This window comes from Marinobacter sp. UBA2688 (assembly GCF_002352785.1).
Classification (GTDB): Bacteria; Pseudomonadota; Gammaproteobacteria; order Pseudomonadales; family Oleiphilaceae; genus Marinobacter; species Marinobacter salarius.
In genome coordinates, this window is the sequence record NZ_DELU01000026.1 from 149,742 (window position 1) to 167,067 (window position 17,326).

Below are 17,326 nucleotides of genomic sequence, written 5' to 3' on the forward strand. Positions count from 1 at the left end.
GCTAATCTCTGGGGACGTGCATCGAGATTCAAGTCCGTGGCGTTCCTGGAAGAGCTATAACAACAATGACGATTAATCCGATACTGCCCGATCCCAAAGACCCTCGTTTGTCCCGCGCCGTCGAGGGCGTTGATGAAAACTGTCAATCAAAGTCCATCAGCGTGATCGAGGAGCGCCCCCTGACGATCTATCTGAACAGCCAGGAGATCGTCACCGCCATGACCATTGGCGATCACCCGGAGTATCTGGCCCTCGGTTTTCTCCTGAATCAGGGTATGCTGAAGGAAACCGATCAGGTCACCGGAATTGACTTCGACGAAGAGCTGGAAGTCGCCGTGGTGCGTACCGCAGGTGTTACCGATGTCGAAGACAAACTGGAAAAGAAAACCCGGACGTCCGGCTGCGCCGTGGGTACGGTGTTCGGTGACATGATGGCGGGGCTTGAAGGCCTGTCGCTACCAGACACGCCGGTGCACACCAGCACGTTCTACGATCTTTCCTACCAGATCAACCACACCCCCAGCCTGTACATGGAAACCGGCGCCATTCACGGCACGGTTCTGTGTCAGGATCGCCAGATTCTGGCGTACATGGAGGATGTCGGGCGCCACAACGCGGTGGACAAGATCGCAGGATGGATGTACCTGAACGGCATCACCGCCGCCGACAAAGTCCTCTACACCACGGGCCGCCTGACCTCCGAAATGGTCATCAAAACGTCCCTGATGGGAATCCCGACCCTGATCAGCCGGTCGGGCTTTACCGCCTGGGGCGTCGATATTGCCCGGCAGGTCGGATTGACCCTGATCGGTCGGATGCGCGGTAAAAAGTTCACGTGCCTCAGTGGGCAACACCGCCTGGTGTTCGATCAGGACTTGTCACAGGTTCCTGACGAGGACAAAAAGCACCGTCGAAAGGGGGCCGAGCATGACTGATTGCGCGGTCATTCTGGCGGGCGGCCAGGCCAACCGGATGGGCGGCGGCGACAAGGGACGATTGATGCTGGGTGATCAGTCGTTGATCCAGCGGGTCATCGACCGGATCACACCGCAGGTGGACGCCGTGGTGTTGAACGCCAACGGCGATCTGAGTCGGTTTGATGATCTGGGTCTGCCAGTGGTGGCTGATTCAATCGCTGATTTTCCAGGCCCGCTGGCAGGTGTTCTGGCGGGCATGGATTGGGCGGCCGAACAAGGGCATGAATGGCTGATCAGCGTCGCTGCGGACACCCCCTCGTTCCCCCGGGACCTCGCTGCACGGTTGGCCGGGCATGACACGCCCGTGGTGCTCGCAGCGACACCGGATCCGGAACGTGGTCGCCTGCCCCAGCCAACGTTTGGCCGCTGGCGGGTCGCGTTGCGGGATGATCTTCGAGCCGCCCTGAACGACGGCGTGCGCAAGATCCGCCAGTGGACACAAGCCCAGGGTGAAACCCTGGTGGTGTTCGGCGAGGACGACTTTTTCAACATCAACACACCGGAAGACCTGGCCTGGGCGGAGAAGCACCTGAAGTGAATGTCATCGGCATTGTGGGCTGGAAGAACAGCGGAAAAACCACGCTGGCAGCAGCCTTGATTCGCGAGCTGTCCAGCAGGGGGTTAACGGTTAACTCGATCAAGCACGCCCATCACGGGGTGGATGTCGACCAACCCGGTACCGACAGCTACAAGCACCGCGATGCCGGCGCTCGCGAGGTTATCCTGGCGGGCGGGCGACGCTTTGCCATCATGCACGAACTGCGCGGCGCTGAAGAGCCAACGCTGGATGAATTGCTGGCGCGGCTGGGCCCCTGCGACTGGGTGGTGGTCGAGGGCTTTAAAACCCACCTGCATCCCAAGATTGAAGTGCACAGGCAGGAAAGCACCCGTGCGCCCCTCTACCCGGAGGACGACAGTATCATTGCCCTGGTGGCGGACTATGTAGCGGACTACGCTGCGGATTTTCCGGGCCCCGTTTTCGATGTAAACAATGTACCCGCCATCGCTGACTTTATTCTGAGCCCAGGGACATCATGAACAGGAAAACAACGACTCCACTTCGTAACGATTGTTTCGCCCTGCCCCCCGGGGTGAACTGGACGCCGGTGGAAGAGGCACTGGAGCGGCTGCGCTCACGCCTACATCCGGTAGTGGAGGTGGAACACGCCGTTTCGCTGTCGCAGATCAATGGGCGAATCCTGGCAAGCGACGTCCATGCGCCTCGCGCTCATCCCCCAAGCAACAATTCCGCAGTCGATGGCTATGCCTTCGCAGGACCTTTGACAGACGTGCCCTGCAGCCTGCCCCTGATTGATGGCCGCAGCGCCGCCGGTGAACCGTATATGGGGAACGTGCCTGCGGGCCACGCCATCCGGATTCTGACCGGCGCGGTGATTCCGGCCGGCACGGATACCGTGGTCCTCGAGGAAGACTGCGAAGTCCGAGATGGCCAACTGCAGTTGAACGGCACGTTAAAAGCCGGCGCCAACGCGCGCAAAGCCGGCGAGGACATCAAGGCACAGGATCGAATCCTCACGGCAGGCACCCGCCTGACGCCAACCCAGATTTCAGTACTTGCCAGCGTAGGCATCGAATCGGTCGACGTCTATCACCGCCTGCGCGTCGGCGTTTTATCCACGGGGGATGAAGTAAAGCCCGTCGGCTCAGCCGTCACCGACTGGCAGATCTATGACGCCAACCGGCCAATGCTGAATGCCCTGGTGGCACAACTGGGCTATGAGCTGGTGGACCTTGGTCATGTGCTCGACCGGGCCGAAGAAGTCAAAGCGGCGCTGGAGCGAGGCTCGGAACAATGCGACCTGATCCTCACCAGCGGCGGCGTGTCTGCCGGCGACGAGGATCACGTATCGAAAATGCTGAAAGCACACGGTGACATCAGTAACTGGCGCATTGCGATCAAACCGGGCCGCCCGCTGGCGCTGGCCATGTTTCTGGGAACGCCCGTGGTGGGTTTGCCGGGAAACCCGGTCGCCGCCTGGGTCTGCGCACTGCGTTTTGGCGCGCCGGCGATGGCGTTGCTGGCAGGAGGGAACTGGTTCGAACCCCAGGGTTATCTCGTGCCCGCTGGCTTTTCCAAGAATAAGAAACCGGGGCGCAGCGAGATGTTGCGGGCCCGCGTTCGGGATGGGCAGGTTGAGGTATTTGGCTCTGAGGGCTCTGGACGTGTAACCGGCCTGGCCTGGTCCGAGGGTTTGGTGGAGCTGGACGAAAGCGCCCAGCAGATAGAACCGGGCACCCTGGTGCGGTTTATTCCCTATGGCAGTTTCGGACTGTAATCAGTCAACGCTGCCATGTACGGCAAAGGCCTCCAGCGATGCATCCTGCGGGCCCCGGGAGCGGTAGGTTTCCTCAACACCCAGTTCGGTGAGCGTGCGGCTGACCATCAACAGCGTGTTGTCCTCGAAGTCCTCACACATGCTGCGCATCTGGTCGATTTCCTCACAGGCGACCGGATAGGCCGCATCGATATCCGGAGCGCCGTAACACTCAACAAACGTCTGCGCCAAGGTCTGGCGTAAATGTTCCAACTCCGCTTCGGTGATATCGCACACGCCCACAAAACTGGCACGACCGCCTGACTCGATGCTGTACCAACCGTTGCTGAAGGCCTGCCGGGCCTTTCCCTTCAGGTCTGCTTCGATCCAGTTGGAAAACTCAAACCCGCCGGATATCGCCCATTCACCGCTGGGAGCCGGCAGGTCAAATACATTGTCATCGGATACATCCAGTCGCAGGGTTCGGGCCAGTTTCATACGTGCTCCGCAAATTCGATCAAACTCACTGTTTCGGTCATGACATCCTGGCGCAACAGCATTCGGCCCTTTTCATCCAGGCCCACAAAGAGCCCGGGCTTTGGCAGGTCGATCATTTTGCCCAGGGTGTCACAGCGTGGCCGCCACTCATTGTGTATACGCTCAAAGCCACTGTCCATGAAGTAAGTCAGCCACAACAATGTGTGCTTGGACCAGCTTTCCAGAAGCGCCATGGGCGTGATCTCAACACAGCCTTCCTCGTGCAGACAGGTCTGGTTCGGCGTCTCGCCCGGCTCGCCGCCCACCGGCAAAAAAGGCACATCGATGCCGACCACCAGCCAGTTTGGATGAGCGCTGGGATCTGACACATCCGCAGCAAAACGGACACCGCCGCACACCGCGCCATTGACCTTGATACGATCGGGCCATTGGAAGAACACCGGCACTTCGGGCGGGGCCAGCGCGCCCAGACTTTCAGCCAGGCCTATCTGGGCCACGTAGACCACCTGGACAGCCTCTTCCAATGAGGTTTCCGGCGCCAGCACCAGGGCCGCGCGCAAAACGTCCACCGCGTCGGAATAGAAGATCGTGCCGGAATCAACTCCGGCAATGGCACGGCTGACGGCCTTATCAAACGGATCCGTCTGGTTTGGCACCCGTTCGCCTGTAAACAGCGGTGGTAAGCTCGGCGACACGCTCATCGCATGGCCTCGGCGTACACTTCGGAGGCGATCAGTTCATCGGCGATGCGCTGAAAAGCCCTCGACTGAGGGCTATCCGGCTTCGATACCACAATCGGGACACCGCCATCCGAACCAACGCGGATGTCCAGATCCAGCGGAATCTCGCCCAGGAATGGCGAGCCCAATTTTTCAGCCTCCGCCCTGGCACCGCCGTGCCCAAACGGATGGTGCTCTTTGCCGCAACCATCGCAGATAAAAGAGGCCATGTTTTCAATCAGGCCGAACAGGGGCACATCCATCCGTTTGAACATATCGATGCCTTTGCGCGCGTCCATTAACGCGATGTCCTGGGGGGTTGAGACCACAACCGCCCCTGCGACAAAGAATTTCTGGCTCAGGGTCATCTGGACATCACCGGTGCCCGGGGGTAAGTCCACCAGCAAGACATCCAGCCGGCCCCAGTCCACCTGGTTCATCATCTGTTGCAGGGCGCCCATCAACATGGGCCCACGCCAGACAATGGCTTCATCATCAGAGGCCATCAGGCCCAGGGACATCAGGGTCACCCCGTGATTGCGCAGCGGCAGTATGGTATTTCCGTCAGGGCTGGACGGCCGACCTGAAACACCCATCATTCGGGGCTGGCTGGGACCGTACACGTCGGCATCCAACAGGCCCACTTTCAGACCTTTCGAAGCCAGTGCAACCGCCAGGTTGGAGGCCACGGTCGACTTTCCGACTCCCCCTTTGCCGGAGGCGATGGCAATGATGCGGTCAACGCCTTTCGGGTTCTTGTCCTGAGGCCGGGGAGCGTCGGTACCAATCAGGTTCGGTTTTCCTACTTCGGTGTATTCAACCATGTCGCGTCCTGTTTTTATTCTAGCTGTCCAGGTAGTCGTCTCTGGTGCGAACCCTTGGGCGCTCTCCTCCTGCCAGAGGCGCGTTTTCCCCGTGGAACTGAGATTTCACCCGACAGTCGTCACACATCTTTATAAGCTGGACGTTATCGGCGTTTTTGTACATCCAGTGCTGATTCTCCAGTTTTTCAACGATCCGGTTGATGGTGCTGGCAACACCGAAGGGCTTTCCACACTTGATGCATTCGAAAGGCTCCTCGCCGTGCAGTGCCCGGGCGCTTAGCGCCCCCTTGGACAGATCCAGTTGCGGCTTCAGGTTAATGGCTGTCTCGGGGCAGGTGCTGTCGCAGACGCCACACTGAACACAGGCATTTTCCGTGAACTGAACCTCCGGCCGGTCCGGATGGTCGCCAAGGGCGCCAGTCGGACACAGAGACACGCAGGCCAGACAGAGCGTGCATTTATCGGAATCGATTTCGATAGCACCATAGGGCGCGCCCTGTGGCAGGGGGATCGGCGCTTCAACACCGTCCGCCATCGCACTGACGGTAACCCGTGTGATGTCACGGCGGCCGCCAACCAGTAACACGGGCTCACTGACGCGGCCCGCATTGTCCCCTTCTGCACTGAGCTCGTCAGTCGCAACCACCCGGATCCGGGTGGGCGAATGGTGGGCACCGCTCACCATGGCCTGAGCCAGTTCCACTTCCGCGGCAACGGCCTGGCGGTCAGTCTCGTTGTCCGCCAGCAGCAGGACTTCCGCATAGCCGGCGCCCAGTGCGGCCAGGATCTCGGCATGGCCGATACGATCGATATGCTCAAGCCCCATCGGAATCAGGTCGTCCGCCAGCCCATCGCCGTACCGTGCCAGGTGCGCCATGGCCTCACCACCGGCGTCCAGGGTATGGAACACCAGGCGAGGGGATTCTTCGGTATGTTCACGATACACCCTGGCCATCACGTCCACGGCTTTGGTCAGGGCTTCGAACGGGCTTTCGTTCATGGTGATGGCTGAGGTCGGGCAAACAGCCGCGCAGGAGCCACAACCGGCACAGATATCCGAATCAATCTGCACGTGGTCACCGAACGAAAAAATGGCCTCGGTAGGGCAGACATCCAGGCAGCGGGTACAGCCGGTTTTGTTGGCCCGGGAGTGGGCGCACAGGGACTCTTCCAACCTGAAGTAGACGGTTTTCTCGAACTCACCAACCCGCTCCCGGGCTGTCAGGGCAATGCGCTCCAATTCCCCGGTTTTGGCGGGGTCGGCCCAGAAATAACCGTTGCGCTTCTGATGGCTGGGAAAGGCCGGAGCGCCACCACGGAGGTCGATAAACACATCACATTCGCTACTAGCGGTGGCCTGCACCTCGCCATAACCCAGTGCACCACGGCCGGCGGGATTCAGGGTTTGCAACTGGGCAAACTCCATTCTGAAATTGCCCAGTGCGCCATAGGCTGACGTCAGTCGGCCCCTGGCCACGTCGTAGGCGGCAGAGGGAAGCTGTATGGGGCCGGCATCGTTGACGATACAGGTAACCCCCAGCTCGTCCTGTACCAGCTCGGCCATTCTTACGGCCTGTTCGGTGGGGCCAACGATACAGCACACCCCGCTGGAGCGGATCGTTTTCGCAGGCGCAATCGGAGCTGGCAGCTGGGCCGCGGCAACCAGGGCCGCTTGCTTGGCATGCTGACGTTTGGGGTTTGCACTCGCGCTCCCCCAACCAGCCCGGTCCCGGATGTCGATGGTGCCCAGCGGCGCGGAGTGCCCGATTTCAGCTTGCACATCCTCGCCCAGACGCTCAAACAGGGCAGCCTGCTGGCCACAGGCGATGAGTACGTCTGCATCACCACCCAGGTGCTCAGCGGCCATCTTCATGTCGTGGCCGCACAATTGATCCACCGCGATTACCTGTTCAGCGGCTGCGGCCTTGCGCAGCGCCTCAGGATCAAAGGACTGTGTTTTATCGCAGCTGCATAGCAGTAAGGTCTTGTGTGCCGTCATCAGGAACTCGACTCTTTTCATTGTTGTTATACGTATACGAAACACTATAGCTCTTCGAGCATGCCACAGCCGTTTGTTTTTGGACAATTGGAAAGTTGGATATTTTTTGACCTCCTGCTAGCTTGAAGGAATAACAAAAGAGAGCAGCCATGAGCAGTCGCACAGATCATTGGAAACGCGCGTTACAAGTCGGTGCCGTCGTTCGCCAGTCCCCTGGCATAACCCAGTGGGCGCGGTATATCTGGAAGCCGGTGGCGGTCATACCGGGCGCCCCCGAGGCGTTCTGGAAAGAACTGATCCGTGAAGGCGATGACGTGGATTACCACGCAGGCACGGTGACCATGGAGCTCTTTCGCGCCGACGTGGAGGGCTACCTTGTATCCCTGAACATGGCCGTTCCCTCCGTCTGGATTGTCATGGATAAGGACCAGACCGGTCGCTCTCCCTCAGGGTGGGCCGTCAGTTCCATTACCGCCAGTGCCCATGAGGCATTGGATGCACAGGACAGTGGCGAAAGTATCGTCGAGCCTGTGCCCATTCCCGAGTCTCTGGCGGCCTGGATCAAAGAGTTTGTCGATATGCACTACATCGAAGAGCCCTTCAAGAAACGGCGTCGTGACAGTGTCCAAGTCGATGGCATCGAAGACGCCAAAGGCGATCCGCGTATCCGGCAGGAGAGCGACGTCTTTCGCGCACCCGCCAACATCAAAAAACCGAGGATTCAGTGATGGCTGAGTCACGCCTGCAACGTTGGTCGCGCAAGAAAGCAGAAACCGGTAATAAAACTGAGCCGGCGGCGCCCTCGGTCGAGTCCGAGCCGTCACCGGAAGAACAGGAACTCGCCATCAATCAGACCTTGCCCGAGCACGATGTATTGGAGAAGTACGGCTTACCAGATCCTGATGCCATTGAGCTGGGTACCGATATTACCGGGTTCATGCGCAAAGAAATCCCCGAGCTGCTACGCCGCAGGGCCCTGCGATCACTTTGGAAATCCAACCCCGTACTTGCCGTGCTGGACGGGCTCAATGACTACGATGAGGATTTCACCAGCGCGGCTAGCGCGACCGGGGCCGTAAAGACCCTCTACAAGGTGGGACAAGGACTGATCGACCGAACTAAAAAGGCGGGGGAGCAGGCTGATAAAGAACGCGGGGACTCCATCACAGAGCACACGGAGCAGGCCGAAACTGCGGTAACGATGGCGCCTCCGGAACCTGCAGAAGCCATCGAGGAATCCGAGTCCGACTTCGAAGAAGTTCCGTCAGATACTGCTGGTCATACCCTACCAGTGGTCACCAAAACCGGGGAAGAATCGACACCGCGCTACCGCCCACGAATGCGTTTTGGCGATTCGTGACTCGTTAGCAACTGTAGTTGCGCCCGACACAAATCGGAGCTATATACAGTAGATCGGTGATTAAAAATTAGACAACAATAAACAAGAGACAAGAAGAGAGAGACGTCTTGGCCAACACTGCAGAAGTTCAGTGCCCTCGCTCGATCAGCGACGAAGATCGAGCCCGTGCCCAAATGTATCAGTTGCTGGGTGTCTTGCTGGGCGGCCCACCTTCAAGTGAGTTGCTGCGGGGACTGGCGACCTTAAAGGGCGACGACACTCCGATAGGAACCGCCTCCAGAAACCTCGCTGCCCTTGCCCAACGCACCACGCCCAAGGATGCCGAGCGGGAGTTCAACAACCTTTTCGTTGGCATTGGTCGTGGGGAGTTACTGCCCTACACCAGTTATTACCTGACCGGCTTTCTCAACGAGAAGCCCCTTGCGGATCTGCGCAGCGACCTGATGGCCAGGGGCATCAAGGCAAGAGACAACGTTAAAGAACCGGAAGATCACATGGGCACGCTGTGCGAAATCATGGCCGGCATTATTGCGGGCGAGTTCCTGTGTGACAGTGACCAGCCTTCTCAAAAAGCCTTTTTCGACGCACACCTGGCGAAGTGGGCGGCACTGTTCTTTACCGATCTGGAAGAAGCGCAAAGCGCGGTTTTCTACGCGCCTGTGGGCTCGCTGGGCCGGGCTTTCATGGCCGTTGAGGCTGATGCTTTTGCCATTCAATAACTGGGACCTGCCTGGTCCCTTAACTCAGGTGGAGGTGTCCAATGGACAACCCGAAACGTGAAAACAGCCGCCGCCGTTTCTTGAAGGTGGCAGCAGCTGCAGCGCCTGCGGCTGTTGCGCTGGCAGTCTCCCCCAACGCCGCAGCCGAGGTGGTGAAAGAAGCCCCGAAAAGCAGCGGTCTGCGTGACACTGAACACACACGTAAGTACTTCGAATCGGCTCGCTTTTAAGGAAGCGTGTGTCATTCAAGGTTGCGAAAGGCTCTTGAATGGCCACACCTCCGTAAAACGAGAATAAAAAGAGAGAGGTAATTGACATGTTAAGAAAGAAAACCAACGGGGTAGCGAAAGGCCCCCGTGCTGGTTCTTTACTTTCATCCCTCGCTGCCAAAACCATGGATCGCCGTGGTTTCCTGGCCGCCTCCGGTGTCACAGTGGGTGGTCTGGCAGCTCTGTCACTAACATCCGGCCGCGTTGAGGCCGCTACCCCATCGACGGAAGGTGGGAAAATTGTTCGCAAAAAGTCCGTGTGTACCCACTGCTCGGTTGGCTGCACGGTCGAGGCTGAAGTCCAGAATGGCACCTGGATCGGGCAGGAGCCTGGTTGGGACAGCCCCTTCAACCTGGGTGCGCACTGTGCAAAAGGCGCCTCAGTACGTGAACACGCTCACGGCGAACGCCGTCTCAAGTACCCGATGAAAATGGTCGGCGGACAGTGGCAGAAAATCTCCTGGGACGAAGCGATCAACGAGATCGGCGACAAGATGCTACAGATCCGGGAGGAAAGCGGTCCAGATTCAGTCTACTGGCTGGGAAGCGCAAAGTTCAACAATGAGCAATCCTACCTTTTCCGCAAATTCGCTGCCTACTGGGGTACCAACAACGTTGATCACCAGGCCCGGATCTGCCATTCGACCACGGTTGCCGGCGTAGCCAACACCTGGGGCTACGGTGCGATGACCAATTCGTACAACGATATCCACAACTCGAAAGCGATCTTCCTGATCGGTGGTAACCCTGCGGAAGCGCACCCGGTGTCGCTGCTGCATCTTCTCAAAGCCAAGGAAGAGAACAACGCGCCGCTGATTGTCTGCGACCCTCGCTTCACCCGCACCGCCGCGCACGCGGACGAGTATGTACGGTTTCGTCCGGGCTCAGACGTCGCGCTGGTCTGGGGCCTGTTGTGGCACATCTTTGAGAACAGCTGGGAAGACAAGGAGTTCATCCGCACCCGCGTGTACGGCATGGACGACATCCGGCAGGAAGTAAAGAAATGGAACCCTGAGGAAGTCGAGCGTGTAACCGGTGTGCCTGGAGCACAGCTTGAGCGCGTCGCTCGTACCCTGGCGAATAACCGCCCTGGCACGGTCATCTGGTGCATGGGTGGTACCCAGCACACCAACGGCAACAACAACACCCGCGCCTACTGTGTGCTGCAACTGGCACTGGGCAACATGGGCGCTGCTGGCGGCGGCACCAACATCTTCCGTGGCCACGACAACGTTCAGGGCGCCACTGACCTGGGTGTATTGGCCGATACCCTGCCCGGCTACTATGGGCTGGCCGCTGGCTCCTGGGCTCATTGGGCCCGCGTCTGGGAAGAGGACCTGGATTGGCTCAAGGGGCGTTTTGCCGTGTGGGACAAGGACGGGAAATCCAGAGCCATGATGAACGAGAAAGGCATACCCGTATCGCGCTGGATTGACGGCGTTCTGGAAGCCAAGGAAAACCTGGAGCAGCCCGACAACACCCGGGCTATGGTGCTGTGGGGCCACGCGCCGAACTCCCAGACCCGGATGCTGGAAATGAAGGAAGCCATGGAGAAACTCGACCTGCTGGTCGTGGTGGACCCCTTCCCCACCGTGTCTGCAGTGCTGCACGACCGTAAGGAGGGCGCTTACCTGTTGCCGGCGACCACACAGTTCGAGACATCGGGCTCGGTCACCGCTTCCAACCGATCGCTCCAGTGGCGTGAAAAGGTCGTTGAGCCGCTGTTCGACTCCAAGGTCGACCACGAAATCATGAAGCTGTTTGCGGACAAGTTCGGTTTCACCGATCGCATGTTCCGCAATATCGCCATTGAAGGCAATGAACCGGTCGTCGAGGACATCACCCGTGAATTCAACCGTGGCATGTGGACCATCGGCTACACCGGTCAGTCGCCAGAGCGGCTGAAAAAGCACATGGCCAACCAGCACCACTTCGACAAGACCACACTGCGTGCGGTGGGTGGCCCCTGCGATGGTGATATCTACGGCCTGCCATGGCCATCCTGGGGCACACCGGAAATGAACCATCCGGGCACACACGTGCTCTATGACATGTCTTTGCCGGTGTCCAAAGGTGGCCTTACCTTCCGTGCCCGCTTTGGCGTTGAACGCAACGGCGAAAACCTGCTGGCGGACGGCGTTTACTCGAAAAACTCCGAGATCAAGGACGGGTATCCGGAATTCACCATGCAGATGCTGATGGACCTGGGCTGGGATGGCGACCTGACGGCCGAAGAGCGGGCCAGCATTGATGCCGTTGCCGGCCCCGAAACCAACTGGAAAACCGACCTGTCTGGCGGCATCCAGCGTGTTGCGATCAAACACGAGTGCGCGCCCTTTGGTAACGCCAAGGCCCGCGCCATCGTCTGGAACTTCCCGGACCCCGTGCCGCTTCATCGCGAACCCCTCTATACCAACCGCCGAGACCTGGTGGAGGACTATCCGACCTACGAGGACAAAACCTTCTGGCGTGTCCCGACCCTGTACGAGTCCATCCAGAAGAAGGACTTCAGCAAGGACTTCCCCATCATTCTGACCTCAGGCCGACTGGTTGAGTATGAAGGTGGTGGTGACGAGACCCGGTCCAACCCGTGGCTGGCGGAATTGCAGCAAGACATGTTCATTGAAGTGAATCCGCGTGATGCGAACAACATGAACATTCGTGACGGTAAGGATGTCTGGGTGTCTGGCCCGGAAGGCGCACGCATCAAAGTCAAGGCCATGGTGACCGAACGGGTCGGCGAGGGCGTAGCCTTCATGCCGTTCCACTTCGGCGGACACCTGGAGGGCAAGGATCTGAGGGACAAGTATCCGAAAGGCTCCGACCCCTACGTATTGGGTGAATCCACCAACACAGTTCAAACATACGGGTATGACTCGGTCACACAGATGCAAGAGACCAAGTGCACCCTGTGTTCGATTATGCCGGCATAACAAGAGGTGTAGATCATGGCCATTGAAGGACAAGCAAGAGCGAAATTCCTTTGCGATGCCGAACGCTGCATCGAGTGTAATGCCTGCGTAACGGCCTGCAAGAATGAGCATGAAGTCCCCTGGGGCATCAACCGTCGACGCGTGGTGACCATTGAAGATGGCAAGCCCGGTGAGCGTTCGATCTCGGTAGCCTGCATGCACTGTTCAGACGCGCCCTGTATGGCCGTCTGCCCCGTGGATTGCTTCTACCAGACCGAAGACGGTGTGGTTTTGCACTCCAAGGATCTGTGCATTGGTTGTGGGTATTGTTTCTACGCTTGCCCATTCGGCGCCCCTCAGTTCCCGCAAGCGGGCAACTTTGGCAGCCGTGGCAAGATGGACAAATGCACGTTCTGTGCGGGCGGTCCGGAAGAAGACAACTCCACAGCGGAGTTCTCCAAGTACGGGCGCAACCGTATTGCGGAGGGCAAGCTGCCGATCTGTGCGGAAATGTGCTCCACCAAAGCCTTGTTGGCCGGTGACGGCAACGAGGTAGCGGACATCTACCGCCAGCGTGTGGTGAACCGTGGTTTTGGTTCAGGCGCCTGGGGATGGGGCACAGCCTACGAGAAGAAGGGCGCGTAAGCCCATTGGATGTTTCCGGGGCCCTGGGGCCCCGGCATTCGTTAAGGCAACGGATTCTTTTTGTTCATTCCGCTGGAGTGCTTTCATGAACTGTAAACTATTCGGTGCCGCCGTTTTTGTGCTGGCGACATTGGTCTTCAACCCTGTGTGGGCGCAGGACGTTCCCGAGTCTGACCAGATGTCTACCGGGGGCGGCCAAACCCTCGAAGACATCATGGCCCGGCAGGAAAGACTGAAAGCTGACGGGGAATCCCGTTCCAAAGAAACAGGTAATCCCGCCAACGCGGCACCGATCAACGAGCCACTGGGCACCCGTGGCGGGCGTTCCGATGCTGATGCCTGGCGCGGCATTCGCTACGACAACATCGACATTGAAACCCAGGTTCGCAACCCGGCGGCCGATGTTCTGATCCAGGACGGCGGCATGCGCTGGTACCAGTTGCGTGAAGGGCCGGTCATCACCTACGGCGGCGGTGCCATTCTGGGCTTCATCGCATTGCTGGTGGTGTTCTATCTCATTCGCGGCAGGATCAAAATCGAAGGCGGCCCTGCGGGCACTACAATTGAACGGTTCAAAGCCGTCGAGCGGTTCGGCCATTGGCTGCTGGCAGGCTCGTTTATCGCCCTGGGCCTGACCGGGCTGGTCACCCTGATGGGGCGAAGCTTCCTGATCCCGGTCATGGGGGCCGACGCCTTTGCCACCCTGGCTGCCGGCTCCAAGTGGGTCCACAATAACGTTGCATGGGCGTTCATGCTGGGGCTGGTGATGACGTTTGTCATGTGGGTGGCCCACAACATTCCCAACAAGCTGGACTGGCAATGGCTCAAGGCCGGCGGCGGTATCTTTACCAAGAGCCATCCGTCCGCGAAGAAATTCAACGCCGGCCAGAAGATCATTTTCTGGACCGTGATGGTGCTGGGCGTCTCAGTGTCCCTTTCCGGGCTGTCGCTGCTGTTCCCGTTTCAGATCCCCATGTTTGCCGATACCTTCGGCATCATGAACAGTGTTCTGGGTACCAGCTTCCCGACCGATCTGGCGCCCCACGAAGAGATGCAATACGCCAACCTCTGGCACTCGATTGTCGCATTCGTGATGATGCTGGCCATCATTGCCCACATTTATATTGGCTCGGTTGGCATGGAAGGCGCCTTCGATGCCATGGGTAACGGCCAGGTTGATGTGGAGTGGGCGCGCCAGCACCACGATCTGTGGGTGGCCGAGGTTGAAGCCAAACAGGGTAAAGGAGGGTCATCGTGAAAGTCATGATTTCAGCGTTTGTCGCGGCGCTGGTGATTGCCTTTGCCGCCCCGCCCGTTCTTGACCAGTTCGGGTGGTCCTCCGCCACGCAAACCAGCAGTGAGAATGTGCGGCTTGACTGAACAGTCCCAGATGCATGAAACAGAGGTTTACCAGATCGATGCCATCGGTTTGGTATGCCCACTGCCCGTTCTGCGTTTTAAGAAGCGCACCCAGGGCCTTCCCAGCGGCACGCAGGTTGACTTCCTGGCCGATGATCCCAGCGGTCGTCGGGATTTACAGGTGCTGTGCGAGCTGACCGGGCACCGGATTGAATGGGTCCGTGAGGAGGATGCCGGGGTGCTTCGGTACCGCATCTGCCTGGCTTAGCGATCGCACCGGAACAGGCCGGCTGCGGTCCTCGCATGCCAACTCAAACCATCCGGCGGAAAATACCATCCCCACGGAGCATATGACGAAAGGCCGCCGCGATATGGCCTGCGACCAGCACCCCCAACGTTATGGCGAGCCACCCATGTATCGCAAACAGGCTCCCAGCCAATTCCTTGTCCTCCGGCACAAAAGGCATGGCGGGCAGTCTGACATCGCCCACGATGCCCAAAGCCGGATACGCCGTCACACCGGCCCAGCCAAACAAAGGCGTAACCACCAACATGACGTAGATCAGGTGGTGCATGCTCTTGGCTGCAATCTGCAATGTGCGGGGCATGCTCTCGGGATAGGGTGGGCTTTTTACCCGTATCTTGACGACGATCCGCAGGATCATCAGTAGGAGCACGGTAAAACCTATGGCTTTGTGCCCACTGTACAAGGTATTCGTCAGCGCCCCCCAGATATCAGCTTCCGCACGCGACGCCATCCAGAGCCCGACGGGTATCAACGTCAGGACCATCAGCGCCATTACCCAATGCAGTACCCGCCAGCCCGCGGGGTATTTCTGGATCTGTTGCATACGCCTTCTCCATCAGCGAATTTATTCGTGCACTCTCCAGAGGCCAGCAGAGGCCAGAGGCGGTGCCATGCAGCCTAATGACAGCATAGATCATTGAGTCGAATTCTACTTTCTCTATCCCGATGCTGGTAATGTGCTATACGGTTATCAAAGCCCCTTAAATGGAGAGCCGGACCGGATACGTGCGTTACACCGACACGTTGCCAATTGGAATTGTTATGCGGGCATCCTCAAGTAAACTGATCGTCAGGCTCTTCCCCTTCCTGACATGGGCCAGACCCACGAGACGGCAGAACCGGGCGGACGCCATTGCCGGCATCACGGTCGGGTTGGTACTGATCCCCCAGGCCCTGGCATACGCCCAACTCGCGGGGATGCCGCCCGTTACCGGTCTCTACGCGGCACTGCTGCCGGGCATTGTTGGGGCATTGTTCGGTTCATCGTCACTGCTTGCGGTCGGGCCTGTGGCATTAACCAGCCTGCTGACCTTCGCGGCGCTGCAACCGTTGGCCGAAGCGGGGTCCCCGGAATGGGTGGTGATGGCCATATGGCTCGCCCTCTATTCCGGGCTCATGCAGTTTCTTATGGGCGCGTTCCGCATGGGCATTCTTGCCAACCTGATCTCGAACGCTGTCGTTCAGGGATTCGTGAATGCGGCTGCCGTCATCATTATCGTTTCACAGATCCCTGCCCTACTGGGCTTCGATACAGGCGCCGGCGGAAACTGGCTATCCACTCTCTGGCAGGAATGGCAACACGCCCCCTGGCGGCTGGTCGCAACCGCCGGGTTCGGCCTCGGTGGCGTGGCAGCGTTGCTGCTACTCGGAAAATTGACCGCGCGCCTGCCTGCGGTGATGGTCGTTACACTGATTGGCATCGCCGGCAGTTATCTGCTGGGATTTGGAGAGCTTGGCGGCTCGGTCATCGGTCCGGTCGGAAGCGGACTTCCCCAGCCTTCATTGCCTCTGACACTCTCCGTTGACCAGCACCTGGCGCTTCTGCTGCCCGCTGCGATCATTGCACTGATCAGCTTTACCGAAGCGATGTCCAGTTGCCGCACCATGTCGCGAATAACAGGAGAACCGTGGGACCGGAATCAGGAGTTAATCGGTCAGGGTCTGGCCAAAATGGCCAGCGGCTTCAGCGGTGCCTTTCCTGTCAGCGGTTCGTTCTCCCGCACGGCGCTGAACGCCTACAGTGGAGCGAAGACCGCGAGGGCGTCCCTGATCGCCTCACTGCTCGTGCTGATCTCTCTTTTCGGGTTTACCGAGCTCCTGTATCACCTGCCGACCGCGATCCTCGCCGCCATCATCATCGTGCCCGTCACCCGGCTGATTGATGTCCGCTCGCTTACCCGATTGAGCCGTGAAAACCCCAAGGATGGCATGGTAGCTCTCGTCACCCTGGTGGTGACACTGGTCACCGTGCCAAACCTGTACTGGGGAATTCTGGCGGGCATAGCGGCGTCTTTGCTCGCCTTCCTTCATCATCATGCCGTGCCGCGAATCATTGAGCTGGGGGTTCATGAGTCAGGTGGGTTTCGTGACCGACATCTTTACCAACTGCCGCCCATTGCCGAGGGGGTTCTCGGGGTGCGTATGGACGCCTCACTCACTTACCTGACGGCACCGGTTCTGGAGCGCTCCATCCGCAAGCGAGTGGATGCCGCCCCGGATTTGAGAACCGTGCTGATTTCTGCATCCTCCCTGAATCAGGTCGACTCTACTGGCCTGGATACCCTGCAGGACATCTGGTCCTTTCTGGATGCAAGAGGCATTACCCTCTACCTGTCCGGCCCAAAACTTCCGTTGAGGGAGGCCCTTTCAAGGACAGGGCTGGCCCAACTGATCAAAGAGGAGAATATTTTCGCGACCGACGCGAAAGCGATTGAGGCATTGACGTAGAAGCCGGGGCCATC

Annotated in this window: 19 protein-coding genes; 14 read left to right on the forward strand and 5 right to left on the reverse strand. The window is 59.0% G+C overall.

Translation table 11 applies throughout. From position 1 onward, the window contains the following. Positions 1-65 precede the first annotated feature (65 nt). From B3M52_RS16135 to B3M52_RS16150, 4 genes are read left to right on the forward strand one after another with little or no spacing between them, the layout of a single operon-like run. The gene (locus tag B3M52_RS16135; RefSeq protein ID WP_075195314.1) at positions 66-935 is read left to right on the forward strand and encodes a formate dehydrogenase accessory sulfurtransferase FdhD; all 870 of its coding nucleotides are present in this window, start codon (positions 66-68) and stop codon (positions 933-935) included. After that, positions 928-1,515, forward strand: a complete 588-nt coding sequence (gene mobA / locus B3M52_RS16140) for a molybdenum cofactor guanylyltransferase MobA (protein WP_036202872.1) — start codon at positions 928-930, stop codon at positions 1,513-1,515. The genes B3M52_RS16135 and mobA overlap by 8 nt, the downstream gene beginning before the upstream one ends. Further along, positions 1,512-2,015, forward strand: a complete 504-nt coding sequence (mobB, locus tag B3M52_RS16145) for a molybdopterin-guanine dinucleotide biosynthesis protein B (protein WP_075195315.1) — start codon at positions 1,512-1,514, stop codon at positions 2,013-2,015. Before mobA ends, mobB begins: the two co-directional genes overlap by 4 nt. Continuing rightward, on the forward strand, positions 2,012-3,274 hold the full coding sequence (locus B3M52_RS16150) for a molybdopterin-binding protein (protein WP_075195316.1): 1,263 nt from the start codon (positions 2,012-2,014) through the stop codon (positions 3,272-3,274). The genes mobB and B3M52_RS16150 overlap by 4 nt, the downstream gene beginning before the upstream one ends. Here the strand turns inward: B3M52_RS16150 and B3M52_RS16155 are convergent, their stop codons facing one another. From B3M52_RS16155 to B3M52_RS16170, 4 genes are read right to left on the reverse strand one after another with little or no spacing between them, the layout of a single operon-like run. Beyond that, entirely contained in the window at positions 3,275-3,751 is a 477-nt protein-coding gene (locus B3M52_RS16155) for a DUF6505 family protein (protein WP_075195317.1), read from the reverse strand. Continuing rightward, the gene (locus tag B3M52_RS16160; RefSeq protein WP_075195318.1) at positions 3,748-4,452 is read right to left on the reverse strand and encodes a biotin/lipoate--protein ligase family protein; all 705 of its coding nucleotides are present in this window, start codon (positions 4,450-4,452) and stop codon (positions 3,748-3,750) included. The genes B3M52_RS16155 and B3M52_RS16160 overlap by 4 nt, the downstream gene beginning before the upstream one ends. After that, positions 4,449-5,294, reverse strand: coding sequence for an Mrp/NBP35 family ATP-binding protein (locus B3M52_RS16165; protein ID WP_075195319.1), 846 nt, complete (start codon positions 5,292-5,294; stop codon positions 4,449-4,451). Before B3M52_RS16165 ends, B3M52_RS16160 begins: the two co-directional genes overlap by 4 nt. A gap of 19 nt (positions 5,295-5,313) precedes the next feature. Continuing rightward, entirely contained in the window at positions 5,314-7,293 is a 1,980-nt protein-coding gene (locus B3M52_RS16170) for a 4Fe-4S binding protein (RefSeq protein WP_075195320.1), read from the reverse strand. A 149-nt stretch (positions 7,294-7,442) separates the two neighbouring features. Between B3M52_RS16170 and B3M52_RS16175 the strand changes: the two genes are divergently transcribed. The 9 genes from B3M52_RS16175 (at position 7,443) to B3M52_RS16215 (ending at position 14,825) form a co-directional block, all read left to right on the forward strand. Beyond that, positions 7,443-8,021, forward strand: coding sequence for a DUF3305 domain-containing protein (locus tag B3M52_RS16175; protein ID WP_075195321.1), 579 nt, complete (start codon positions 7,443-7,445; stop codon positions 8,019-8,021). Further along, the gene (locus B3M52_RS16180) at positions 8,021-8,653 is read left to right on the forward strand and encodes a DUF3306 domain-containing protein (protein ID WP_075195322.1); all 633 of its coding nucleotides are present in this window, start codon (positions 8,021-8,023) and stop codon (positions 8,651-8,653) included. Before B3M52_RS16175 ends, B3M52_RS16180 begins: the two co-directional genes overlap by 1 nt. 107 nt (positions 8,654-8,760) lie before the next feature. Continuing rightward, complete coding sequence (locus B3M52_RS16185) at positions 8,761-9,372, forward strand: TorD/DmsD family molecular chaperone (RefSeq protein WP_036202853.1); 612 nt, start codon at positions 8,761-8,763, stop codon at positions 9,370-9,372. A gap of 41 nt (positions 9,373-9,413) precedes the next feature. Further along, positions 9,414-9,602, forward strand: coding sequence for a twin-arginine translocation signal domain-containing protein (locus B3M52_RS16190; RefSeq protein ID WP_075195323.1), 189 nt, complete (start codon positions 9,414-9,416; stop codon positions 9,600-9,602). Positions 9,603-9,688: 86 nt separating this feature from the next. Then, complete coding sequence (locus tag B3M52_RS16195; RefSeq protein WP_075195324.1) at positions 9,689-12,574, forward strand: formate dehydrogenase subunit alpha; 2,886 nt, start codon at positions 9,689-9,691, stop codon at positions 12,572-12,574. 15 nt (positions 12,575-12,589) lie between these two features. Beyond that, complete coding sequence (fdh3B, locus tag B3M52_RS16200) at positions 12,590-13,198, forward strand: formate dehydrogenase FDH3 subunit beta (protein WP_007153241.1); 609 nt, start codon at positions 12,590-12,592, stop codon at positions 13,196-13,198. An 85-nt stretch (positions 13,199-13,283) separates the two neighbouring features. Next, positions 13,284-14,456 (forward strand): formate dehydrogenase subunit gamma, encoded by a 1,173-nt coding sequence (locus tag B3M52_RS16205; RefSeq protein WP_075195325.1) that lies wholly within the window; start codon positions 13,284-13,286, stop codon positions 14,454-14,456. Next, entirely contained in the window at positions 14,453-14,578 is a 126-nt protein-coding gene (locus B3M52_RS16210; protein ID WP_036202841.1) for a hypothetical protein, read from the forward strand. The genes B3M52_RS16205 and B3M52_RS16210 overlap by 4 nt, the downstream gene beginning before the upstream one ends. Then, positions 14,571-14,825: a sulfurtransferase TusA family protein gene (locus B3M52_RS16215; RefSeq protein WP_051946750.1), complete on the forward strand. Its 255-nt coding sequence runs from the start codon at positions 14,571-14,573 to the stop codon at positions 14,823-14,825. Before B3M52_RS16210 ends, B3M52_RS16215 begins: the two co-directional genes overlap by 8 nt. 43 nt (positions 14,826-14,868) lie before the next feature. Here B3M52_RS16215 and B3M52_RS16220 read toward each other — a convergent pair whose 3' ends face one another. Then, positions 14,869-15,408, reverse strand: coding sequence for a cytochrome b (locus B3M52_RS16220; protein ID WP_036202834.1), 540 nt, complete (start codon positions 15,406-15,408; stop codon positions 14,869-14,871). A gap of 218 nt (positions 15,409-15,626) precedes the next feature. Between B3M52_RS16220 and B3M52_RS16225 the strand changes: the two genes are divergently transcribed. Then, the gene (locus B3M52_RS16225; protein ID WP_041336686.1) at positions 15,627-17,312 is read left to right on the forward strand and encodes a SulP family inorganic anion transporter; all 1,686 of its coding nucleotides are present in this window, start codon (positions 15,627-15,629) and stop codon (positions 17,310-17,312) included. Positions 17,313-17,326 lie beyond the last annotated feature (14 nt).